Annotated in this window: 19 protein-coding genes; 11 read left to right on the top strand and 8 right to left on the bottom strand. The window is 60.9% G+C overall.

Features of this window, described 5'->3' with window-relative positions; translation table 11 throughout:
- Position 1 precedes the first annotated feature (1 nt).
- The 6 genes from PspS34_RS26690 to PspS34_RS26665 all read left to right on the top strand — a co-directional run bounded on the left by PspS34_RS26690 (position 2) and on the right by PspS34_RS26665 (position 6,768).
- Positions 2 to 865: a LysR family transcriptional regulator gene (locus tag PspS34_RS26690; RefSeq protein ID WP_154860944.1), complete on the top strand. Its 864-nt coding sequence runs from the start codon at positions 2 to 4 to the stop codon at positions 863 to 865.
- 229 nt (positions 866 to 1,094) lie between these two features.
- Complete coding sequence (locus tag PspS34_RS26685) at positions 1,095 to 2,171, top strand: putative 2-aminoethylphosphonate ABC transporter ATP-binding protein (RefSeq protein ID WP_057712878.1); 1,077 nt, start codon at positions 1,095 to 1,097, stop codon at positions 2,169 to 2,171.
- Positions 2,171 to 3,895, top strand: a complete 1,725-nt coding sequence (locus tag PspS34_RS26680) for a putative 2-aminoethylphosphonate ABC transporter permease subunit (protein WP_154860946.1) — start codon at positions 2,171 to 2,173, stop codon at positions 3,893 to 3,895. Before PspS34_RS26685 ends, PspS34_RS26680 begins: the two co-directional genes overlap by 1 nt.
- 38 nt (positions 3,896 to 3,933) lie before the next feature.
- Positions 3,934 to 4,959 carry a putative 2-aminoethylphosphonate ABC transporter substrate-binding protein gene (locus PspS34_RS26675; protein WP_057712880.1) on the top strand — a complete coding sequence of 342 codons (1,026 nt, stop codon included), beginning with the start codon at positions 3,934 to 3,936 and terminating at the stop codon, positions 4,957 to 4,959.
- Between the two features lie 118 nt (positions 4,960 to 5,077).
- Positions 5,078 to 6,211, top strand: a complete 1,134-nt coding sequence (locus PspS34_RS26670) for a TIGR03364 family FAD-dependent oxidoreductase (RefSeq protein WP_154860947.1) — start codon at positions 5,078 to 5,080, stop codon at positions 6,209 to 6,211.
- Positions 6,211 to 6,768 (top strand): phosphonate degradation HD-domain oxygenase, encoded by a 558-nt coding sequence (locus tag PspS34_RS26665; protein WP_154860948.1) that lies wholly within the window; start codon positions 6,211 to 6,213, stop codon positions 6,766 to 6,768. Before PspS34_RS26670 ends, PspS34_RS26665 begins: the two co-directional genes overlap by 1 nt.
- Positions 6,769 to 6,903: 135 nt before the next feature.
- On the opposite strand, the gene PspS34_RS26660 is transcribed toward PspS34_RS26665, so the two are convergent.
- Both PspS34_RS26660 and PspS34_RS26655 read right to left on the bottom strand, forming a co-directional pair.
- On the bottom strand, positions 6,904 to 8,268 hold the full coding sequence (locus PspS34_RS26660; protein ID WP_154860949.1) for a GTPase/DUF3482 domain-containing protein: 1,365 nt from the start codon (positions 8,266 to 8,268) through the stop codon (positions 6,904 to 6,906).
- Complete coding sequence (locus tag PspS34_RS26655; RefSeq protein ID WP_154860950.1) at positions 8,261 to 9,631, bottom strand: DUF2868 domain-containing protein; 1,371 nt, start codon at positions 9,629 to 9,631, stop codon at positions 8,261 to 8,263. The genes PspS34_RS26660 and PspS34_RS26655 overlap by 8 nt, the downstream gene beginning before the upstream one ends.
- An 85-nt stretch (positions 9,632 to 9,716) precedes the next feature.
- Between PspS34_RS26655 and PspS34_RS26650 the strand changes: the two genes are divergently transcribed.
- Positions 9,717 to 10,229, top strand: coding sequence for a dihydrofolate reductase (locus PspS34_RS26650; RefSeq protein ID WP_154860951.1), 513 nt, complete (start codon positions 9,717 to 9,719; stop codon positions 10,227 to 10,229).
- A 104-nt stretch (positions 10,230 to 10,333) separates the two neighbouring features.
- Here PspS34_RS26650 and PspS34_RS26645 read toward each other — a convergent pair whose 3' ends face one another.
- Entirely contained in the window at positions 10,334 to 11,725 is a 1,392-nt protein-coding gene (locus PspS34_RS26645; protein ID WP_154860952.1) for an L-cystine transporter, read from the bottom strand.
- Positions 11,726 to 11,967: 242 nt separating this feature from the next.
- Here PspS34_RS26645 and PspS34_RS26640 point away from each other — a divergent pair, with 242 nt between their 5' ends.
- Both PspS34_RS26640 and PspS34_RS26635 read left to right on the top strand, forming a co-directional pair.
- Positions 11,968 to 13,023, top strand: coding sequence for a phosphorylcholine phosphatase (locus PspS34_RS26640; protein WP_090451974.1), 1,056 nt, complete (start codon positions 11,968 to 11,970; stop codon positions 13,021 to 13,023).
- A gap of 534 nt (positions 13,024 to 13,557) precedes the next feature.
- A complete protein-coding gene (locus tag PspS34_RS26635; RefSeq protein WP_154860953.1) occupies positions 13,558 to 13,845 on the top strand; it encodes a DUF6124 family protein in 288 nt (95 codons plus the stop codon).
- A 180-nt stretch (positions 13,846 to 14,025) separates the two neighbouring features.
- Here PspS34_RS26635 and ilvD read toward each other — a convergent pair whose 3' ends face one another.
- The 4 genes from ilvD to PspS34_RS26615 all read right to left on the bottom strand — a co-directional run bounded on the left by ilvD (position 14,026) and on the right by PspS34_RS26615 (position 19,398).
- A complete protein-coding gene (ilvD, locus tag PspS34_RS26630; RefSeq protein WP_102670604.1) occupies positions 14,026 to 15,867 on the bottom strand; it encodes a dihydroxy-acid dehydratase in 1,842 nt (613 codons plus the stop codon).
- Between the two features lie 258 nt (positions 15,868 to 16,125).
- A complete protein-coding gene (locus tag PspS34_RS26625; protein WP_154861059.1) occupies positions 16,126 to 17,328 on the bottom strand; it encodes an MFS transporter in 1,203 nt (400 codons plus the stop codon).
- Between the two features lie 207 nt (positions 17,329 to 17,535).
- Complete coding sequence (locus PspS34_RS26620; protein ID WP_150814807.1) at positions 17,536 to 17,994, bottom strand: transposase; 459 nt, start codon at positions 17,992 to 17,994, stop codon at positions 17,536 to 17,538.
- Positions 17,995 to 18,201: 207 nt separating this feature from the next.
- A complete protein-coding gene (locus PspS34_RS26615) occupies positions 18,202 to 19,398 on the bottom strand; it encodes a class I SAM-dependent rRNA methyltransferase (RefSeq protein ID WP_057398123.1) in 1,197 nt (398 codons plus the stop codon).
- A gap of 153 nt (positions 19,399 to 19,551) precedes the next feature.
- On the opposite strand from PspS34_RS26615, the gene PspS34_RS26610 reads away from it, so the two are divergent.
- Together PspS34_RS26610 and mutM are read left to right on the top strand one after the other, a co-directional pair.
- Complete coding sequence (locus PspS34_RS26610) at positions 19,552 to 20,421, top strand: HDOD domain-containing protein (RefSeq protein WP_154860955.1); 870 nt, start codon at positions 19,552 to 19,554, stop codon at positions 20,419 to 20,421.
- Between the two features lie 42 nt (positions 20,422 to 20,463).
- Positions 20,464 to 21,276, top strand: a complete 813-nt coding sequence (gene mutM, locus PspS34_RS26605) for a bifunctional DNA-formamidopyrimidine glycosylase/DNA-(apurinic or apyrimidinic site) lyase (RefSeq protein WP_154860956.1) — start codon at positions 20,464 to 20,466, stop codon at positions 21,274 to 21,276.
- Between the two features lie 126 nt (positions 21,277 to 21,402).
- Here mutM and PspS34_RS26600 read toward each other — a convergent pair whose 3' ends face one another.
- Positions 21,403 to 21,654 (bottom strand): YfhL family 4Fe-4S dicluster ferredoxin, encoded by a 252-nt coding sequence (locus PspS34_RS26600; protein ID WP_003195146.1) that lies wholly within the window; start codon positions 21,652 to 21,654, stop codon positions 21,403 to 21,405.
- Positions 21,655 to 21,681 lie beyond the last annotated feature (27 nt).

The following is a 21,681-nucleotide window of genomic DNA, read 5'->3' as shown; positions in this document are numbered from 1 at the left end:
TGTGCTGAGTGCCGAGCTGAAGGCGTTTTACATGGTGGCCCGCCTGGGCAGCATTACCCAGGCTGCCAAAAAGCTTGGCCTGAGCCAGCCGACGGTGACGACGCAGATCCGCAACCTCGAAAGTCAGTACTCGGTTGAGCTGTTCTATCGCGGCGGCCGGCGTCTCAGCGTCAGTGAGGAGGGCGCGCGGCTGCTGCCTATGGTCAAGGTGCTGATGCAACAGGAAGCCGACATCGAGTTTTTCCTGCGTAACTGCGGTCAGGTCCAGGGTACGCTGCGTATTGCCGCCACGGCACCGTATTACATTCTCGACCTGGTGAAAACGTTTCGCGAGCGCCTACCGCAGGTGGAGGTGTCGGTGGAAATCGGCAACTCCCATCAAGTACTCGAAGCACTGGAGGATTACCGTGTCGATGTCGCCGCCTCTTCGCAGTTACTGGAGGATGCGCGGTTGATTCGCCGGGTGCTCGGCAGCGATCCGCTGGTGCTGGCGGTGCATCGCAATCATCCGCTGGCGGTTCATGATCACGTACCGCTCGGTGCCTTGGCCGGGCATACCCTGCTGATGCGTGAACCGGGCTCGACCACCCGTCGCCTGACCGAAGAGTTGCTGGCCAGTGCCGGGGTGTGTTTCGGCCCGCTACTGGAGATCGGCAGTCGTGAATCGATCCGCGAAGCAGTGCTGCGCAACATCGGTATCAGCATCATTGCCCGTCAGGAAGTGCCCCATGATCCGCAACTGCGGGTGCTGACCATCGAGAATGCGCCGCAGATTCCCGAATACCTGTATTGCCTCAAGGAGCGTAAAAACGCGCGGCTGCCGGCGGCGTTTCTGGGGTTGGCGCAGGAAATGGCTCCGGCCTGAGATCAGTGGTGACAGTACCGGCCCCTTCGCGAGCAAGCCCGCTCCCACAGGGGACCGCGATTAACTGTGGGAGCGGGCTTGCTCGCGAAGGCGCCAGATCAAACAACGCAGGGCTTGAAGGCTTAACCAAAAATCCCGAATACCACTATCGGCAGTTTTTGCCTTACTGCCACATGACGGACTCATTACAACTCTAGGATGGCCCCCATCTGCTCGATGAGGTCCGTCCATGAACAACTCGATCGCAACTGCCCTGACCAACCCCGGCGCACCGATGAAAGTGCGCGGTGTACAGAAGCGTTTTGGCGCCTTCACCGCGCTAGATAACGTGTCCCTCGACGTGGCGGCCGGTGAGCTGGTGTGTCTGCTGGGGCCGTCGGGCTGTGGCAAGACCACCTTGCTGCGCTGCATCGCCGGTCTGGAGAAGCAGGACAGCGGCGAGTTGTACCTGGGCGATCGCGACGTTTCCCACCTGGCGCCCCAGGCGCGGGACTACGGCATTCTGTTCCAGTCCTACGCGTTGTTTCCCAATCTCACCGTCGAAGCGAACATTGCCTACGGCCTCGCCGGCAGCGGTCGTGACGAAGTGCGCCGTCGAGTCGGCCAGATGCTGGAACTGGTCGGCCTGGGCGGCAGCGAGAAAAAGTATCCCGGCCAGTTGTCCGGCGGCCAGCAGCAGCGGGTTGCACTGGCTCGCGCCCTGGCCCCGGCCCCTTCGCTGTTGCTGCTGGACGAACCGATGTCGGCCCTCGATGCCCGGGTGCGCGAGCATCTATGTACCGAACTGCGCCAACTGCAACGCAACCTCGGCATCACCACCCTGATGGTCACCCATAATCAGGACGAGGCCATGCTGATGGCCGACCGTATCGCCGTGATGAACAACGGCAAGGTCGAGCAGTACGCCACGCCGCAGGAAATCTACAACCGCCCGGCCACGCCATTCGTGGCGGAGTTCGTCGGCCAGGGTAACTGGCTACCCTTCCAGCGCAACAGCGACAGCCACGCCCAGGTCGGCGGGATGAACATGCGTCTGGCCGAAGGCAGCGCCAAGTCCGCGTCGGGCCGTTTGTTCTGCCGTCCGGAAGCGATCAACGTCAACCCGCTGGTGCACGAGGAAAACCTGTTCCCGGCCAAGGTTCGTGAAATCACCTTCCTCGGCAATCGCTGCCGCATGAGCTTCGAGCTCGATCAGTTGCCGGGGCACCCGCTGTTGGCGGAGTTGGCGCCAGAAGCCATGCCGCGCCTTGGTGCCCAGCAGATCATGGTCGCCTTGCCGCCGCGTAGCCTGCAGGTGTTTGCCTGATGAGCGCGAACATCGCGCTGCCGCTGCCGCACAAGCAGGTTCGGCAGGCCACCCGCGCCGAGATCGGTGACCGGTTGTTCGTGGTCGGCGGCAAAGTCCTCATGCTGGTGTTGTTGGGCGTTGCCGTATTGATGCCGCTGCTGGCGATCTTCTGGCGTGGTTTCAGCGCCGAGGCCGGGCAGGGCGGTGGCTGGGTCGCCGCGAAAGAACTGGTGACCAGCGAGAACTTCCACTGGTTGCTCGGTAACAGCCTGAAGGTTTCCCTCAGTGTCGCGGCCATTGTCGTACCGCTGGCCTACCTGTTTGCCTACGCGCTGCAACGAACCTTGATTCCCGCCAAAGGCATTTGGCGTGGCATTTCCCTGCTGCCATTGATGGCGCCGTCGATGTTGCCCGGCATCGCGCTGGTTTATCTGTTCGGCAACCAGGGCATGCTGCGTGGCCTGCTCTCGGACAACATCTACGGCTTCTGGGGCATTGTGCTTGGCGAAGTCATCTACACCTTCCCGCACGCCTTGATGATTCTTCTGTCGGCCCTGTCCCTGGCCGATGCGCGACTGTTCGATGCCGCCTCCAGCATGGGCGCGAGTCCTGCAAAAGCCTTCCGCAGCATCACCTGGCCGGCGACCCGTCAGGCCGTGTTCGCCGCATTCTGTCTGGTGTTCACCCTGACCATCACTGACTTCGGCGTACCAGTGGTTGTCGGTGGCGACTATCAAGTGTTGGCGCTGGAGGCCTACAAGGCGGTGGTCGGCCAGCAACAGTTCGGTCGTGGCGCGTTGATCGGCATGGTGTTGCTGCTACCGGCGCTGTTCAGCTTCGGGGTCGATGCCTGGTTGCGTCGGCGTCACGGTGATTCCATGAGCGGTCGTGCCCAGGTGTTCAAACCCGCGCCGTCGAAGCTGCGCGACAGCTGCTACCTGGCCATCGTCCTGCTGATCTGCGCCGCGTTGCTGCTGGTGTTCGGCATGGCGGTGTTCTCGTCCCTGGTGAAGTTCTGGCCGTACAACCTGTCGCTGTCGCTCAACCATTATCAGTTCAACGAAACCGCCGGCGGTGGCTGGCTGGCCTACGGCAACAGCTTGAAGATGGCTTTGGGCACGGCGTTGATCGGCAGCCTGCTGATCTTCACCGGCGCCTACCTGATGGAAAAAACCAAGGGTCAGCGCGGCCTGAACCTGACCCTGCGCATGCTCAGTTTCGTGCCGATGGCGGTGCCGGGTCTGGTGCTGGGGTTGGGCTACGTCTTCTTCTTCAACCTCACCGGCAACCCGCTGCACGTGCTCTACGGCAGCATGACGCTGCTGATTGTCTGCACCATTGCTCACTATTTGACCACCGCACAAATGACCGCCACCACCGCGCTGCGTCAACTCGATGCCGAGTTTGAAGCCGCCGCGCTGTCGCTCAAGGCGCCGCTGTACCGCCACTACCTGCGCGTCACCGTGCCGATCTGCCTGCCGGCGCTACTGGACATCGTGCGCTACCTGTTCGTCTCGGCCATGACCACCGTTTCGGCGGCGATCTTCCTCTACAGCCCCGACACCATCCTCGCGGCAGTGGCGGTGCTGAACATGGATGACGCCGGCAACGTCGGCGGTGCGGCGGCGATGTCGACCCTGATCCTGATTACCTCGGCGGGCGTGTCTCTGCTGCTGGCCTGGGCCTCGCGCGGTTTGCTGCGCCGCTCCCAGGCCTGGCGGCAGACCACACCCGGTCATTGAATCTGCACAACCCCTCAACTCAAAAACAGGAAAAGATCATGTTCAAGCCTATGGCCCTGGCCGCTGCTGTCCTCACCGCTTTCAGCCTGAACGCCTTTGCGGCGAAAACCGAGTTGACGGTGTACACCGCTCTCGAAGCCGAACAACTGAAGACCTACAAGCAAGCGTTCGAAAAGGCCAACCCGGACGTCGAAATCAAATGGGTGCGTGATTCCACCGGCATCATCACCGCCAAACTGCTGGCCGAAAAAGCCCGTCCGCAGGCTGATGCCGTGTGGGGTCTGGCCGCTTCGAGCCTGGCGATTCTCGATCAGCAAGGCATGCTGCAAAGCTACGCACCGAAAGACCTGGGCAAGATCGGCGCCAACTACCGCGACGCCGCCAACCCACCAGCCTGGGTCGGCATGGACGTGTGGGCCGCGACCATTTGCTTCAACACCGTCGAAGCCGAGAAGCAGGGCCTGACCAAGCCCGTGAGCTGGCAGGACCTGACCAAGCCTGAGTACAAAGGCAAGATCGTCATGCCAAACCCGGCATCGTCCGGCACCGGTTTCCTCGACGTCAGCGCCTGGCTGCAAACCTTCGGCGAGAAGCAGGGCTGGGCCTACATGGATGGCCTGCACCAGAACATCGGCCAGTACGTTCACTCCGGCTCCAAGCCTTGCAAACTGGCGGCGGCTGGTGAATTCCCGATCGGTATTTCCTTCGAGTACCCGGCTGTTCAACTGAAACGCCAGGGCGCACCGCTGGACATCATCCTGCCGAAGGAAGGCCTGGGTTGGGAGATCGAAGCGACTGCCGTGATCAAGGGCACTGCCCACGAAGAGGCGGCGAAGAAACTGGCTGACTTCTCGGCCAGCCCTGAGGCGATGGAGCTCTACAAGGAAAACTTCGCCGTGCTCGCCCAGCCTGGCATCGCCAAACCACAGACCGAACTGCCGGCCGACTACGAACAGCGCCTGATCAAGAACGACTTCGCCTGGGCCTCGAAGAACCGCGACGAGATCCTGACCGAGTGGCGCAAGCGTTATGACGGCAAGTCCGAGAAAGTGGCGGCCAAGTAAGATCTTTATCGGCTGACAGGGCCTCTTCGCGGGCAAGCCCGCTCCCACATAAGGAATGCGGTCAAATGTGGGAGCGGGCTTGCTCGCGAAAACGGTCTTGAATTCAGGACATTTCTAGATGACACAACACAACGACATGCTGATCGTCGGCGCCGGCATCCTGGGTTTGTCCCACGCGTATGCCGCCGCCAAGCGCGGTCTCAAGGTCACGGTTTTCGAGCGCAGCGCAACGCCCCTCGGCGCTTCGGTGCGCAACTTCGGCCAGGCACTGGTCACTGGCCAGCCGCCAGGGCCGATGCTGGAACTGGCCCGCGCCAGTCGCGGAATCTGGGGTGATTGGGCCCAGCTCGCCGGCCTGCAACTCAAGCGCAATGGCTCGTACCTGTTCGCCCGCACCGAGGTGGAAGAACAGCTGCTGCAAGCCTTTTGCGACGGCCGCGCGGTGGAGCACGGTTACCGTGTCGACCTGTTGCGCGGTGCCGGATTGCGCGATTTGTACGACGGTCAGTTCCGCCATCATCGCGCTGCGTTGCATGGCATGGACGATCAGCAGTTGTATTCCCGCGAAGCGATTCCGGCGTTGATCGATTTCCTGCGCCGCGACCTGGGGGTCAAGTTTCACTTCTCCACCCTGGTCCGAGATATCGAACCGGGTCGCTTGTACAGCACCGCCGGCAGCTTCAGTGCCGAGCAGATCATTGTCTGCTCCGGCCACGATTATCAGACGTTACTGGCCGAACAGATCGCTGAGCTCGAGCCGCAAATTTGCCGCCTGCAAATGCTCCGCGCCCGACCGCAAATCCACCTCAACCTGCAACACGCGTTGCTCACCGGTTTGAGCTGCGTGCACTACGGCGCCTTCGCCGACTTGCCGGAGGCCGCGGCGGTACAGGCAGAAATCCTGCAGTACGCGCCGCACCTGCACGAAAACGGTATCCACCTGCTGATCAGCCCGACACCCTATGGCGAATTGATCATTGGTGATTCGCACCATTACGGCAGCGATCCGTCACCCTTCAATGCCGAGCAGGTCGACGACTGGATGATCGAGCTGGCTGAGCAGACCCTGGGTTGCACGGTGCAAGTGGTCGAACGCTGGCAGGGGGTCTATGGTTCACGGGGGCCGGGACCGTTTTCGTTCCTGCGCCCGGCAAAAGGCCTGAGCGTGGCGTTGATGCACACCGGTGTCGGCATGAGCGTCGGGCCGGCGATGGCTGAACGAAACATCGCAGCTGTGTTGGGGGAAATCTGATGGGGCGCAATGAACAAGTCGTCGCCGAAGTATTCAGTCTGTACGAGCGTTTTGGCGACAGCGATTACATCGGTGAACCGGTTTCGCAGATCGAGCACATGTCCCAGGCGGCGGAACTGGCCATGGCCGAAGGCTTCGACGATGAAGTGGTGCTGGCAGCGTTCTTTCATGACATCGGGCATATCTGTGGAGAAAGCGCGGAGAACATGGGCGGCTTCGGCGTTGTCAGCCATGAGCGTCTGGGCGCGGATTTTCTTCGCCGTGCCGGCTTCAGCGAGCGTATGGCTCGGCTGGTCGAATACCACGTGCAGGCCAAGCGTTACCTGACGCTCAAGGAGGCGGGATACTACGAACGCTTGAGCGAAGCCAGTCGCCGGACCCTGGAATATCAGGGCGGGGTGATGACGGCTGAAGAGGCTGAGGCGTTCGAGCAGGACCCGTTGTGTGCCGTGAGCTTGCGCATGCGCCAGTGGGATGAGCTGGCGAAAGAGATGCATGTGCCGGTGATTGATCTGGCGGTGTTGAAGGACAAGGCGGTGCGATTGTTGGCTGCGTAAGTCTCGGCACCGAGTGGCTGCCTTCGCGAGCAAGCCCGCTCCCACATTGGATTTGTGACCGACGCACATCCCCTGTGGGAGCGGGCTTGCTCGCGAAGAGGCCAGCGCTGACACCATGCATCATCAATCAAGCCACTAAAGCTGCTGCGCCAAGGCCTCAACCTGCTCCTGCCGCTCCCCCTGATTCAATTTTGAATGAGGATTGAGCGACGACCACTGCGGATGTGCCCGTGCCTTGTTCAGGGCCTCGGGCAGTTTGCCTTCGCGCCAGCTCTTGTCCTGGGGCGTGGCCACCTGAATGCTGTCCATCGCCGCATGCCCACGGGCGTTCAACGCTTGCAGCAATTGCCGCTGGCGTAGCGCCAACAGGCGCAGCACGTTGTCATCCACAGTCAGTTCGCGCTGGCCCTTGATCTTGCCGAGCAAGCGGCTGCCATAACTGCGTGCGGTTTGCAGCGCGCCACCGGCGATGGCTCCCGCCAGAGCCGCTGCGCCCAGGGTAATCCCGCCCACCAGCAGGTCGACCCCGGCCCCCGCAGCAGCACCCGCGGCGATACCGCCACCCACGCGCACGCCCAGTTGCTTGAGGGTTTCCGGGTTGAACAGGTCATCGCCCCAACGACCGTCTAGCAGCGGCAAATCACCGGCCGCGGCATCCTGTGGGCGGAAGGCGTACAGCTTGAGCAGGGACTCGACGCAACGCTGCTCACGCTGGCGCACGGCTTTGCGCAGTTCGCTGATTGCCTTTTGTTCCTGCTCGGCTTCACTGACCACACTGCGTCGGCAGGCCGCGCAATCGATCAATAATTCGGCAATCAATCGCTCTGCGCTTTGTTGGCGAGCCAGACGCTGGGCTTGCTGATCGGCAATCAGTCGTTCGAGCTGCGGCCGGGCAGTTTCCAGCAGCAGGGCGAGACTTTCATAGAGTCGACGCTCGCCATCCTCCGGCGGCGCGACGCTGTCGAAGCGCACCAAGGCATGCAAGCCCAGCCGCGCCAGCGCTTCACGCCAGGCCGGTTCGCGGTGGTTGGCGCTGCTGACGAAATTCAGCACCGGCAGCAAGGGTTTGCCGCAACCGGCCAGCACTTCCAGCTCGTCGCGATACTTGGCCAGTACCGGTTCCCTGGCGTCGATCACGTAGAGCCCGGCGTCCGACGCCAGTAACTGGCGCAGCACCTTGGCTTCCTGTTCGAAGCGTTGCCGGGCTTCGCTGCCATCCAGGAAACGCGCCAGCCGCGCGGGGCCGTCGAGGCGTTCGCCAGGCCGCTCCAGGCGTTCGAGGTAGTCGAGCAGGGCGATGGCGTCTTCCAGGCCCGGGGTGTCGTAGAGATCGAGCAAGGGCTCGCCGTCCACCGATAACCGTGCGCCCTCGACATGCCGCGTGGTGCTGGGACGATGGGACACTTCACCGAAGCCGACGTCGCGGGTCAGGGTGCGCAGTAGTGAGGTTTTACCGACGTTGGTGTGGCCGACCACGGCGAGTTTCAGGGGATTAGTCATGACCCGTCTCCAGCCAGTTCATCGGTGCACAATCGGCAAACGGCAGCTCAAGCTGTTGCAGCGCCACGTGCCAGTCGCCCAGGCGCTCGGCGTCCAGCGCTTCACCGGGGGGCGCCTGCAACAACCACACGCGGGTGGCGCTGGCGCTACGGGCCAGTTCGGCAATCAGGGCCAGGCTGCCGCGATCCGGCGAGCGCCGTGGATCGCACGCAATGGCCAGGCGTGCCGGGGGAAAGCGGGTCAATTGTTCGAGGAGTTTGTGTCGCGATTCGCGGCTGTCGAGGATGCCAGCGTTGCTGACGTTTTTCGGCAATTGCGGTGGCCACGGGCGGTCGTCGTCCAGCTCGATGGCGACCAATAGAGCACCATCACTTTGTTGTTCGTTGACGCCGCTTTCCACGCGATGCAGTTGCTCAGGCGCCGCATCGCTGATGCCGAGACGCTCGCTGGTGGGCATCAAGCGTTCGCGAAGCTGTGCGTAGCCGGGCAGGTTCAAATCCAGGCGGAGCGCCGTTTGCCCGGATTTCCAGCGCCACAGGCAAAACAGTGCGAGCAGCAGGCGCGGCAAAACCCCATAGACCAGCAGAACACCAACCAGCCATGCTGCCCAGGCCTGGCGGGCGCTTTCGATACTCAGTGCGGCGTCGCCGCTGGCACGGATCATCTCTTCGGTGGGCACGCTGAAACCGAGCAGGGCCGGCAGGGCGCCAAGCGCCTGGGTTACGGCAATAAAGGTGTCGGCACTGAGGATGGTGGTTTCCCAGACGAAGCCGTAGCGCCGGGTTGCCATCAGTGTCAGCAGAATGACCAAGGCGCTGATCATCGCCAGCAACCACAGGCCGTTGACCAATACGCCGATGGCCCAGCGATTGAGCTTCTGCCGTTGCAACAACAGGAGCAGGGCGGGGGCCAGTTGCGTGGCCTTGGCGTCCCGGGCGAGTTTTTCACTTAGCCACAGCCATAGTCGCCCGAGGCTGGCGCCGTGTTCTCCGGCAAACGCCAGGCCCAGGGCCCAACTCAGCAGCAGGATCAGGTTGAGCCCGAGCAGGCTGCCCAAGGCCCAGAACACATTCACCGGGTGCAGGCCATCGCCCATTGCAGCAAAGGCCAGGCCGGCGCCGCTGATCACCGCCAGCACCGCCATTACGATCAGCGCCAGTCGTGCGCCTTGCAGCCAGTGTTGGAGGGCTGCAGTCAGGCCATCGCGTTCAGCCAGCCACAGGGCCCGGCGTTGAATGCGCGACGGCAAATCACCGCCGACGCTGCGGGCCAGCCGGTTGGCTTCAAGGTCTTCCAAGGGGCCTGCGTGTTCTTCGCGCAGTCGGATGGTTTCTGTCAGCCAGAGGGTATTGAGTTCAGTCACGCGGCATCCCGTCGCTTAATTGAGCTGTGAGCATAACCGCTGTGACGCTTATCGGCGAAAGCGAGGCTCTGGTATCCTCGCCGGCATGACTAAATCACTCCCCCTCAGCCTGATCGCAGCCCTCGGTGAAAACCGTGTGATCGGCGTCGACAACAGCATGCCCTGGCACCTGCCGGGGGACTTTAAATATTTCAAGGCCACCACCCTCGGCAAGCCGATCATCATGGGTCGCAAGACCTGGGATTCCCTCGGTCGCCCGTTGCCGGGCCGCTTGAACATCGTGGTCAGCCGTCAGGCGGATCTGCAGCTCGAAGGCGCGGAGGTTTATCCGTCGCTGGAAGCCGCCGTTGTCCGCGCTGAAGCATGGGCGAAGGAGCAGGGCGTCGATGAGCTGATGCTGATTGGCGGCGCGCAGCTGTATGCGCAAGGCTTGGCACAGGCTGATCGGTTGTACCTGACTCGCGTGGCGCTGAGCCCGGAAGGGGATGCGTGGTTTCCGGAGTTTGATTTGGGCCAGTGGAAGCTGGTTTCGAATGTGCCGAACCCGGCCGAAGGTGACAAACCGGCGTACAGCTTCGAAGTGTGGGAAAAAGCCTAAAAGCTTCGCGAGCAAGCCCGCTCCCACATTGGATCTGTGAGCGACACAAATCCCCTGTGGGAGCGGGCTTGCTCGCGAAGAGGCCCGCTCAGTCGCTAAAGAACTTAAGCCTGCGCCAACGCCGAATGCTCATCCGCATCCAGCAATTCTTTATCAGTCTGCTGCATCACTTGGCTGGTAATCGCCCCAGCCGTGATCGAACCACTCACATTCAACGCCGTACGCCCCATATCAATCAGTGGCTCGACCGAAATCAGCAACGCCACCAGTGACACCGGCAAGCCCATCGCCGGCAGCACGATCAGCGCCGCAAACGTCGCGCCGCCACCCACTCCGGCCACACCGGCCGAGCTCAGCGTGACAATCGCCACCAGTGTCGCGATCCAAAGCGGGTCCAGCGGGTTGATGCCCACAGTCGGCGCCACCATCACCGCCAACATCGCCGGGTACAGGCCGGCACAACCGTTCTGGCCGATGGTCGCGCCGAACGAAGCGGCGAAACTGGCGATGGACTGCGGGATGCCCAAACGACTTGTCTGCGCCTCGATGCTCAACGGAATCGTCGCAGCGCTGGAGCGGCTGGTGAAGGCAAACGTCAGCACCGGCCAGATCTTGCGGAAGAAGCGCAGCGGATTGATCCCGGCGGCCGACACCAGCACACCATGCACCACAAACATCAGGCCAAGGCCGATGTAAGACACCACGACAAAACTGCCGAGCTTGATGATGTCTTGCAGGTTGGAGCCGGCGACCACTTTGGTCATCAGTGCCAGCACGCCGTACGGGGTCAGCTTCATCACCAGGCGCACCAGGCGCATCACCCAAGCTTGCAGGGTTTCGATGGCGTTGATCACTTTCTGACCTTTCTCGACATCATCCTTGAGCAGTTGTAGCGCCGCGACACCCAGGAACGCAGCGAAAATCACCACACTGATGATCGACGTCGGCTTGGCTCGCGCCAGGTCGGCGAACGGGTTTTGCGGAATGAACGACAGCAACAGCTGCGGCACATTCAGGTCGGCGACCTTGCCGGCGTAATCGGTCTGGATGGTTTGCAGGCGCGCCATTTCCTGGGTGCCGGCCACCAGGCCTTCGGCGGTCAGGCCGAACAGGTTGGTCAGGCCGATGCCGATCAACGCCGCGATGGCTGTGGTGAACAGCAGCGTGCCGATGGTCAGGAAGCTGATCTTGCCCAGCGATGAGGCGTTGTGCAGGCGGGCCACGGCGCTGAGGATCGAGGCGAACACCAGCGGGATCACGATCATTTGCAGCAATTGCACATAGCCGTTGCCCACCAGATCGAACCAGCCGATCGAGGCTTTCAGCACCGGATTACCGGCACCGTAAACAGTGTGCAAGGCCACACCGAATGCCACGCCCAGCACCAGTGCGAGCAGGACTTTTTTCGCCAGGCTCCAAGTGGTGTGGCGGGTTTGCGCCAGGCCCAGGAGCAGGGCGAGGAACACCAGCAGATTGAGAATCAGCGGCAGATTCATTGGAACTCCCATTAGACTTTTGCCAGCTGCCTTCCGGGGCAGCTGCGAACCGGCAAGCCTAACAGCTTGAAAACTAATGAATTAATATCAAAAACGTATGGTATCCGTCGTTTTTGGAATAAGCGGATGTCGCTGTCAGAAATGCAACTGGCGCGAAAGGGACACAGGCGGTCGCTGACAGGCGGGGACTGTCACACTTATTTGTTAGCGTCGATCTCTTTCACATTCAGGGAGAAACGCCAATGAAGTTCGCACCGAAATTACTGGCTGCAGCACTTTGCCTGGGCCTTGCCGGCCAGGTTTTCGCAACGGATCTGAAACACTGGCCAGCCGACCAGGCCAAGGCGCTGGACGCGATGATCGCCGCCAACGCCAACAAAGGTAACTACGCGGTGTTTGACATGGACAACACCAGTTACCGCTATGACCTGGAAGAGTCGTTGCTGCCGTTCATGGAGAACAAGGGCCTGATCACCCGCGACAAGCTCGATCCCTCTCTGAAACTGATGCCGTTCAAGGACACCGCCGACCACAAGGAAAGCCTGTTCAGCTACTACTACCGCCTCTGTGAACTCGACGACATGGTTTGCTATCCATGGGTCGCCCAGGTGTTCTCCGGCTTTACGCTCAAGGAGCTCAAGGGCTACGTCGACGAGATGATGGCGTCCGGCAAACCGGTGCCGGCCACCTATTACGAAGGCGATGTGGTCAAGAAGCTCGACGTCAACCCGCCGAAAATCTTCACGGGCCAGCAAGAGCTGTACAACAAACTGATGGAGAACGGCATCGAGGTCTACGTGATGACCGCCGCCTCCGAAGAACTGGTGCGCATGGTCGCGGCCGATCCGAAGTACGGCTACAACGTCAAGCCGCAGAACGTGATCGGCGTGTCGCTGCTGCTCAAGGATCCGAAGACTGGCGAGCTGACCACTGCGCGCAAGCAGATCACCGCCGGCAAGTATGACGAGAAGGCCAACCTCGGCCTTGAACTGACCCCGTACCTGTGGACCCCGGCGACCTGGATGGCCGGCAAGCACGCGGCGATCCTGACCTACATCGATGAGTGGAAAAAACCGGTGCTGGTCGGCGGCGATACCCCGACCAGTGATGGTTACATGTTGTTCCACAGTGTTGACGTGGCCAAGGGCGGCATCCACCTGTGGGTCAACCGCAAGGACAAGTACATGACCCAGATTAACGGCATGATGGCCAAGAATGCCGCGGCCCAGGCCAAGGAGGGGATGACGGTGACTGCCGACAAGAACTGGGTGATCGTCAAGCCTGAAGAAATCCAGTAATTGTAGGAGCGAGCCTGCTCGCGATGGTCGTTAACGATGACGCGTGCTGTCTGATTTGACGCGGTGTCCTTGCGTCCATCGCGAGCAAGCTCGCTCCTACAGTTTGATCGGTGTTGTTCCCCAATCCAGTGTTCAACGCAGATCCATTGTGGGAGCGAGCTTGCTCGCGATGAGGCCAGTCAGTGCAATGAAAGCCTCCGTTTGATCGACATCTCCTGACAGTCGCAACCTACGCTTTCTTGCGTAAGGGACTACGACTACGCCAGAATCCGCCGGCTTGTGCGCCTTACTCCCGGACTCTACCGTCTACCTGTCGCTGAACATCAGCGATCGGGTTTGGTAGCCCGGACATTCGGCGCATTGCGTCACCTCTATAGGGTTTCTTTGAAGCCCGTGATTTATGGTGGCCATGCGTAGGGCGCCTTCGGGTGCGCCGGTTTCCAAATGTCCGGTCTACCAACCTGCGTATGGCCATCACCCTTCGTTTGGTAGCGAGGTCGATGGCTCCTCTTTATACATTTGGGAGTTTCATCAATGCTGAAAATCACCCCCGATCCGCCGGACACCAACAACCTTTCCACCCAAATCAACGCCACCCCACGAAAACCCAGCCGAACATTCCTCATCGCACCGGGCCTCGACACCGAAACCCTGTTGGCCCACGCCTGCGAATCACTCGCCTCGGCCAATGTCATGGCCAACGATTTTGCCGGCCTGCTGGAAGGCTCCCAACGCAGCACGATGCTAGGGATTGCGCAGGTCATCATGCTGGGCGAGCTGGCGGTGAACCAGGCTCTCGATAATCTCGATCCGCAGGAATAGTTCTGCCCTTGTAGGAGCGAGCCTGCTCGCGATGGTCGTTAACGATAACGTTGGAAACCTGACACCCAGCGGCGTTCTCCAGTCCATCGCGAGCAGGCTCGCTCCTACAGGTGAAAGGTGACCGGCAGAAACAAAAATGCCCCGCACTTGGCGGGGCATTTTTTGTCCGACGGTTAAGCCTTACAGCCCGTCGAGCATCGCCTTGTTACGCACAGCACCCTTGTCGGCACTGGTCGCCAGCAGGGCGTAGGCTTTCAGCGCGGTGGTCACTTTACGTGGACGCACTTCCACCGGTTTCCAGCCTTTCTTGTCCTGCTCCACTCGGCGTGCGGCCAGTTCTTCGTCGCTGACCAACAGGTTGATCGAGCGGTTCGGAATGTCGATCAGCACTTTGTCGCCGTCCTGCACCAGGCCGATTGCGCCGCCGGCAGCCGCTTCAGGCGAAGCGTGACCGATGGACAGACCGGAAGTACCGCCGGAGAAACGGCCGTCGGTGAGCAGGGCGCAGGCTTTGCCCAGGCCTTTGGATTTCAGGTACGAAGTCGGGTAGAGCATTTCCTGCATGCCCGGGCCGCCTTTCGGGCCTTCGTAGCGAATGATGACGATGTCGCCTTCTTTCACTTCGTCCGCGAGGATGCCGCGCACGGCGCTGTCCTGGCTTTCGAAGATCTTCGCGTTGCCTTCGAACACGTGGATCGATTCGTCGACGCCAGCGGTTTTCACCACGCAGCCATCCAGAGCGATGTTGCCGTAGAGCACGGCCAGGCCGCCTTCTTGCGAGTAAGCGTGCTCGACACTGCGGATACAGCCGTTTTCACGGTCGTCGTCCAGGGTTTCCCAACGGGTCGACTGGCTGAACGCGGTTTGCGTCGGGATGCCCGCAGGACCGGCCTTGAAGAAGTGGTGCACGGCTTCGTCGGTGGTCTGGGTGATGTCCCACTTGGCGATGGCTTCTTCCATGCTGCGGCTGTGCACGGTCGGTAGCTGGGTGTGCAGCAAGCCACCACGGGCCAGCGAACCGAGGATGCTGAAGATCCCGCCGGCACGGTGCACGTCTTCCATGTGGTACTTCTGGATGTTCGGCGCGACCTTGCACAGTTGTGGCACGTTGCGAGAAAGACGGTCGATGTCGCGCAGGTCGAAATCGATCTCGGCTTCCTGGGCGGCAGCCAGCAAGTGCAGGATGGTGTTGGTGGAACCGCCCATGGCGATGTCCAGGGTCATGGCGTTTTCGAACGCCTGGAAGTTGGCGATGTTGCGCGGCAGTACCGACTGGTCGTTCTCGCCGTAGTAACGCTTGCACAGCTCGACGATGGTGCGGCCGGCCTGCAGGAACAGTTGCTCACGGTCGCTGTGGGTGGCCAGGGTCGAACCGTTGCCCGGCAATGCCAGACCCAGCGCTTCGACCAGGCAGTTCATCGAGTTGGCGGTGAACATGCCGGAGCACGAACCGCAGGTCGGGCAGGCGCTACGCTCGTACTCGGCGACTTTCTCGTCAGAAGCGCTGGAGTCGGCGGCGATCACCATGGCGTCGACCAGGTCGAGGCCGTGGGAAGCGAGTTTGGTCTTGCCGGCTTCCATCGGGCCGCCGGAGACGAAGATCACCGGGATGTTCAGGCGCAGGGACGCCATCAGCATGCCAGGGGTGATCTTGTCGCAGTTGGAGATGCACACGATGGCGTCGGCGCAGTGGGCGTTGACCATGTACTCGACGGAGTCGGCGATGATCTCGCGACTCGGCAGCGAATACAGCATGCCGTCGTGGCCCATGGCGATGCCGTCGTCCACGGCGATGGTGTTGAATTCTTTTGCCACACCGCCAGCGCGTTCGATCTCGCGGGCGACCAGTTGGCCCAGATCTTTCAGGTGCACGTGGCCCGGTACGAACTGGGTGAAGGAGTTGGCAATGGCGATGATCGGCTTCTTGAAGTCGTCATCTTTCATCCCCGTGGCGCGCCACAGAGCGCGGGCGCCGGCCATGTTGCGGCCGTGGGTGGATGTTTTCGAGCGGTAATCAGGCATGAAGCACTCCGGGCGGCTAATCAGGTATCAAAAGGGAAGTGAGCTTCTATTGACGTCTGGAACACTCAGAAATGGCCGCGTGTCCGGAAGTTGCCGATAACTTTGCGGGATCGCCGCGCGCTTCAGCTTGAGCTCATAAACCCGCCGGGGATGACTGGCGATGAATGTTCGCGATTCTACACGGCTGGCGGCTGGAGGGAATGCCGGGAAGCGTTGATCGGGTGTTGACGGAGCATGCGGGATGACGACTGGCAGGTGTCACCCGATATTGAACGCGGGTTTGTACCTCTGGATGATCAATGCATTCAGTCCGAGACCTGCGAGGCTCAACGTCAGAAAGCAAGACGCCAGAGTGGTGATCAAGTCCATGGGTGCCACACTGATTGCCGCGCTGACCACGCCGCCGCTGAGGAACATCAACACACCGCCGACCGAGGTAGAAGTTCCGGCATATTCCGGGTGGATACTCATGGCCCTGGTGTTGACGACGGGTCTGGTGATGGTGGTTCCGATTGTACAAACCAGCATGGAAGTCAGCACCGTAACGGCTGAAAGGCCGAACTGGTGAGTCAGCCACAGCATGAGCAGACCCGAAACGGCAATCAGCCCCAGGCCAACATTGATTTGGGTGTTGGCTTGCAACTGTCGATGCAAGAGGCTGGCGACCACTCCGCCGAATACATACGCGATGCCATACAGCAACAACGCCCAGGCGAATTCGTACGGTGACATTGCCAGATGATCCATGAAAATAATGGGTGAAGTGACGATGAACGAAAAATGGCAGGCGAAGGCCAGGGCCGAAATCAGCCAGTAACCCATGAAGCGTGCATCTGAGCAGACATGCCGGTAAGCACGGAAAAATCCCCCACGCGATGCTGGACGCACAGACGGGGTTTCCTTGAGTAGCCAACATGCGCTCAGCCAGACAAGAACCGCCAATGTGGCAAACACATAAAAGCTGCCTTGCCAGCCAAACTGCAATTGCAACCAGGTTCCCAGCAGCGGCGATATTGAAATGAACACGCCGCCCGCGGTCACCATCCAGATCCTGAGTCGCTGCCTTTCCCGGCCTATGAACAAGTCCTGCACCAGCGCCTGGGACAGCGAAAAGGACCCACATCCGATCGCCTGGACCAAACGGAAACCCAGGAACCAGCTGTATTCACTGGAAACCGCGCAGCCAGTCGCCCCAATCGTCGCGACTGCAATACCACCCAGCAGCAGCTTCTTGCGGCCCCACATGTCTGACAGCGGCCCCACCAGCATTATGGATAACGCCAGGCTGGCGGCGAACAGGCTGACAGACAGGGCAACGTCGGGCGGCGAGATCTGGAAGCAGGCTGACAGGTCTGGAAAGGAGGGGAGAACCACGTCCAATGGGAATACGCCCAGCAGCGTCATGGTCATCAGTAACAGGATGATCAGCGACTTTTCGTTGGCGTTTGTGGCAGGGGGCATCATTCAACGCTCTCGTACCGTGAGGGGGGGGGACGAGGATTGAATTGAGGAGGGCGCAAGTCAATGCGGTGGGCGTGGGACCTTTCTGAAACTGTTGTAGGAGAGAGCTTGCTCGCGAAAGACGTCAACGATAGCGCGGTATGCCTGGTTATCCGCGGTGTCGATTCGTTCTTCGCGAGCGAGTTCGCTCCTACAGTGGTTTGTGCATCAGAGCCAGATGGCGTCCCACAGTGGGTAGTCTCCAACCCGAGTCACAAGCCCGGCACGCAAAGGGTTGGCGATGATGTATCGGGCTGCTGCTTTCAGGTCTTCCTCGCGGCGCAGGGCCCGGTCGAAGTAGCCTTTTTGCCATACAGCGGCACAATGGCCTCGCTTCTGATTAATGAGTCGAGTGCAACGAGATTTGGTGGATTGCACCAGCTTCGGCAAATCACCGCTGTGTAATTCAACCAGCCAGTGAAAGTGATCGGGCATGACCACCCAAGCTATAGACGTGGCAAAGCCGGCCTCCTGAGCCCTTCTGAACTCGTGCACCAAAAAGCGGCCAGTGCGCCAATCCTGGAAGATCGGTTGTCGTTCATGGGTGACTGCGGTCAGGTGGTAGATCCGACCGGGTTGCGAGAAACGGCCTGCGCGTAATCGATGGGCATTTGGCGTGTTGGACATTCCGTTGTCCTCTTCGAAGATATGAAGAGAAAACGGTAGGCGTGGGGCGAGCGGTTGTCGTTTTGACAGTGGAACAGAATGTGTCCTGCACCTGTAGGAGCGAGCCTGCTCGCGATGGGCCTGAGAACGCCGCGGGGCGTCAGGTTCCCCGCGTTATCGTTGACGACCATCGCGAGCAGGGCTCGCTCCTACAAGGGTTTTTGGTTGTTAGCTGTTTGGCAGCAACCGGCAGGTAATGCTCTTGATGTAGCGGGTTTCCGGGATGGCCGGATGCACCGGGTGATCCGGGCCCTGGCCGCCGCGTTCCAGCATCTGGATATTGCGATCCAGGTGGCGGGCGCTGGTTAGCAGAATGTTCTGCAGGTCGTCTTCCGGCAGGTGCATCGAGCAGGATGCGCTGAACAGGATGCCGTCCTTGGTCAGCAGGCGCATGGCTTGCTCGTTCAGGCGGCGGTAGGCGCCTTCGCCGTTTTTCATGTCTTTCTTGCGTTTGATGAACGCCGGCGGGTCGGCCACGATCACGTCGAAGCGTTCTTCGCTGGCTTTCAGCTCTTTGAGGGCTTCGAACACGTCGCCTTCGATGCAGGTCATTTTTTCGGCGAAGCCGTTCAGCGCGGCGTTGCGCTCGACGCCGTCGAGGGCGAAGGCCGACGCATCGACGCAGAACACTTCACTGGCGCCGAATGCGGCAGCCTGCACGCCCCAGCCACCGATGTAGCTGTAGAGGTCCAGTACGCGCTTGCCCTTGGCATAAGGCGCCAGGCGTGCGCGGTTCATGCGGTGGTCGTAGAACCAGCCGGTTTTCTGACCCTGGATGACCGGGGCTTCGAACTTCACGCCGTTCTCTTCGAGGGCAACCCACTCCGGCACCAGGCCGAACACGGTTTCGACGTAACGGTTGAGGCCTTCGGCGTCACGGGCAGCGGAGTCGTTCTTGAACAGAATGCCGCTTGGCTTGAGCACTTGGGTCAGCGCCGCGATCACGTCGTCTTTATGGGCTTCCATGGTCGCCGAGGCGATCTGCACCACCAGGATGTCGCCGAAACGGTCGACCACCAGGCCTGGCAGCAGGTCGGAATCGCCGTAGACCAGGCGATAGAACGGCTTGTCGAACAGGCGCTCGCGCAGGGACAGGGCCACGTTCAGACGGTGCACCAGCAGCGATTTGTCCAGCGGCAGCTTGATGTCGCGCGACAGCAAACGGGCGCAGATCAGGTTGTTCGGGCTCATGGCGACGATGCCCAGCGGCTTGCCGCCGGCGGCTTCGAGGATCGCCTGGTCGCCGGCCTTGAAACCGTGCAAAGGCGTAGCGGCTACATCGATTTCGTTGCTGTAGACCCACAAGTGACCGTTGCGCAGACGACGGTCGGCGTTGGCTTTGAGGCGCAGGCTAGGCAGGGACATGTCGTCGCTCCGGAAAAAAGAGCGGGAGTATAGCGTGTTGAGGCCCCGGATTGGCCTGCAAGTGGACATGTGGCGAGGGTTGTCTTGCGATTTGGTATGTCGGATCCAACTTCATAAAGGTTAGAATCGCCGTCTGACCCAGAGTGTGCACACATGTCCCAAGAGCTGACTTGCGAACAGATCCAACAAGCCCTGCAGGGCATCAGCGTACCGGCCCAGCCGCAAATCATGGTGGATTTGCAGATGGAGCAGTACATGCCCGACCCGGATCTGGAAGTCATCGCCAAGCTGATATCCCAGGATCCGGGACTTTCCGGTTCCCTGCTGAAGATCGTCAATTCGCCGTATTACGGGCTGAGCAACAAGATTGCTTCGATCCAGCGCGCGGTGAACCTGCTGGGCAGCCGTTCAATCATCAACCTGATCAATGCGCAGTCGATCAAGGGCGAGATGAATGACGACACCATCGTCACCTTGAACCGTTTCTGGGACACCGCTCAGGACGTGGCCATGACCTGTCTGACCCTGGCCAAGCGCATCGGCATTGAAAATGGCGATGAAGCGTATGCCCTGGGCCTGTTCCACGACTGCGGCGTGCCCTTGATGCTCCAGCGTTTCCCCGACTACATGGGCGTTCTGGAGCAGGCCTATGCCAACGCCAGCGCCGAATGCCGGGTGGTGGACACGGAGAATCAGGTGTTCAATACCAATCACTCGGTGGTCGGGTATTACACGGCCAAGTCCTGGCGTCTGCCGGAGCATGTGAGTGCTGCGATCGCCAATCACCACAATGCCCTGGCGATATTCAGCGATGAATCTTCGCGCAACAGTTCGTTGAAGAACCTGCTGGCGATCCTGAAGATGGCCGAGCATATTTGCGCGTCGTACCGGGTGCTGGGCAATCAGGCCGAAGATCACGAGTGGAACAGCATCGCGCCGCTGGTGCTCGATTATGTCGGCCTCTCGGACTACGACTTCGAGACCCTCAAACAGACGATCCGCGACCTCGGCACTCATCGCTGAGTGTCGGAACCTTCCAGGCCATGCGCCTGATCCGAGAGCACCATGCCTGAATTGCCAGAAGTCGAAACCACCCGTCGCGGTATCGCGCCGTTCCTGGAAGGCCAGCGGGTCAGCCGGGTGATCGTGCGTGAACGCCGCTTGCGTTGGCCAATTCCCGAGGACCTTGATGTGCGGTTGTCCGGGCAGCGCATCGTACTGGTGGAGCGTCGCGCCAAGTACCTGCTGATCAATGCCGAAGTCGGCACCTTGATCAGCCATTTGGGCATGTCAGGCAATTTGCGTCTGGTGGAGGTCGGGCTGCCGGCGGCCAAGCATGAGCATGTGGACATCGAACTGGAGTCGGGTCTGGCCCTGCGTTACACCGACCCACGGCGTTTCGGCGCAATGCTCTGGAGCCTCGACCCGCTCAATCACGAATTGCTGATCCGCCTGGGGCCGGAACCACTGACCGACCTGTTCGACGGCGAGCGCCTGTTCCAGCTGTCCCGTGGGCGTTCGATGGCGGTCAAGCCGTTCATCATGGATAACGCGGTAGTGGTGGGCGTCGGCAACATCTACGCGACCGAAGCGTTGTTCGCTGCCGGGATCGACCCGCGCCGCGAAGCCAAGAGCATTTCCCGTGCGCGTTACTTGAAGCTGGCCATCGAGATCAAGCGCATCCTGGCGGCCGCTATCGAGCGCGGCGGTACCACGCTGCGGGACTTTATCGGTGGCGACGGTCAGCCTGGTTATTTCCAGCAGGAACTGTTCGTGTACGGCCGTGGTGGTGAGCACTGCAAGGTCTGTGGCACGGGCCTTCGGGAAGTGAAACTCGGGCAACGCGCCAGCGTTTTTTGCCCGCGCTGCCAGAGCTGACAGTCAGTTATAGCTTCAGTGAGGCTTATGACGCCTTCGCGAGCAAGCCCGCTCCCACAGGGGGAACGCATTCCAAATGTGGGAGCGGGCTTGCTCGCGAAGGCGGCCTGAAAGTCGCCGAATGACTTAAGCCTTACCGGTAATCTTGCGGTACTTCTCCATCAACTGCTCTTCAGTCTCCGGATGGGCTTCGTCCAGTGGAATGCAATCCACCGGGCAGACCTGCTGACACTGCGGTTCGTCGTAGTGGCCGACACACTGGGTGCACAGGTTCGGGTCGATCACGTAGATCTCTTCGCCTTGGGAAATGGCGGCGTTCGGGCACTCGGGTTCGCAGACGTCGCAGTTGATGCAATCGTCGGTGATGATCAGGGACATGCTAACTCCAGCCGGGGCGGCAGGCCC

This window comes from Pseudomonas sp. S34 (genome assembly GCF_009866745.1).
Lineage (GTDB): Bacteria > Pseudomonadota > Gammaproteobacteria > Pseudomonadales > Pseudomonadaceae > Aquipseudomonas > Aquipseudomonas jessenii.
Note: the sequence above shows the minus strand (reverse complement) of the source record. Positions and strands in the feature narration are given on the sequence as shown.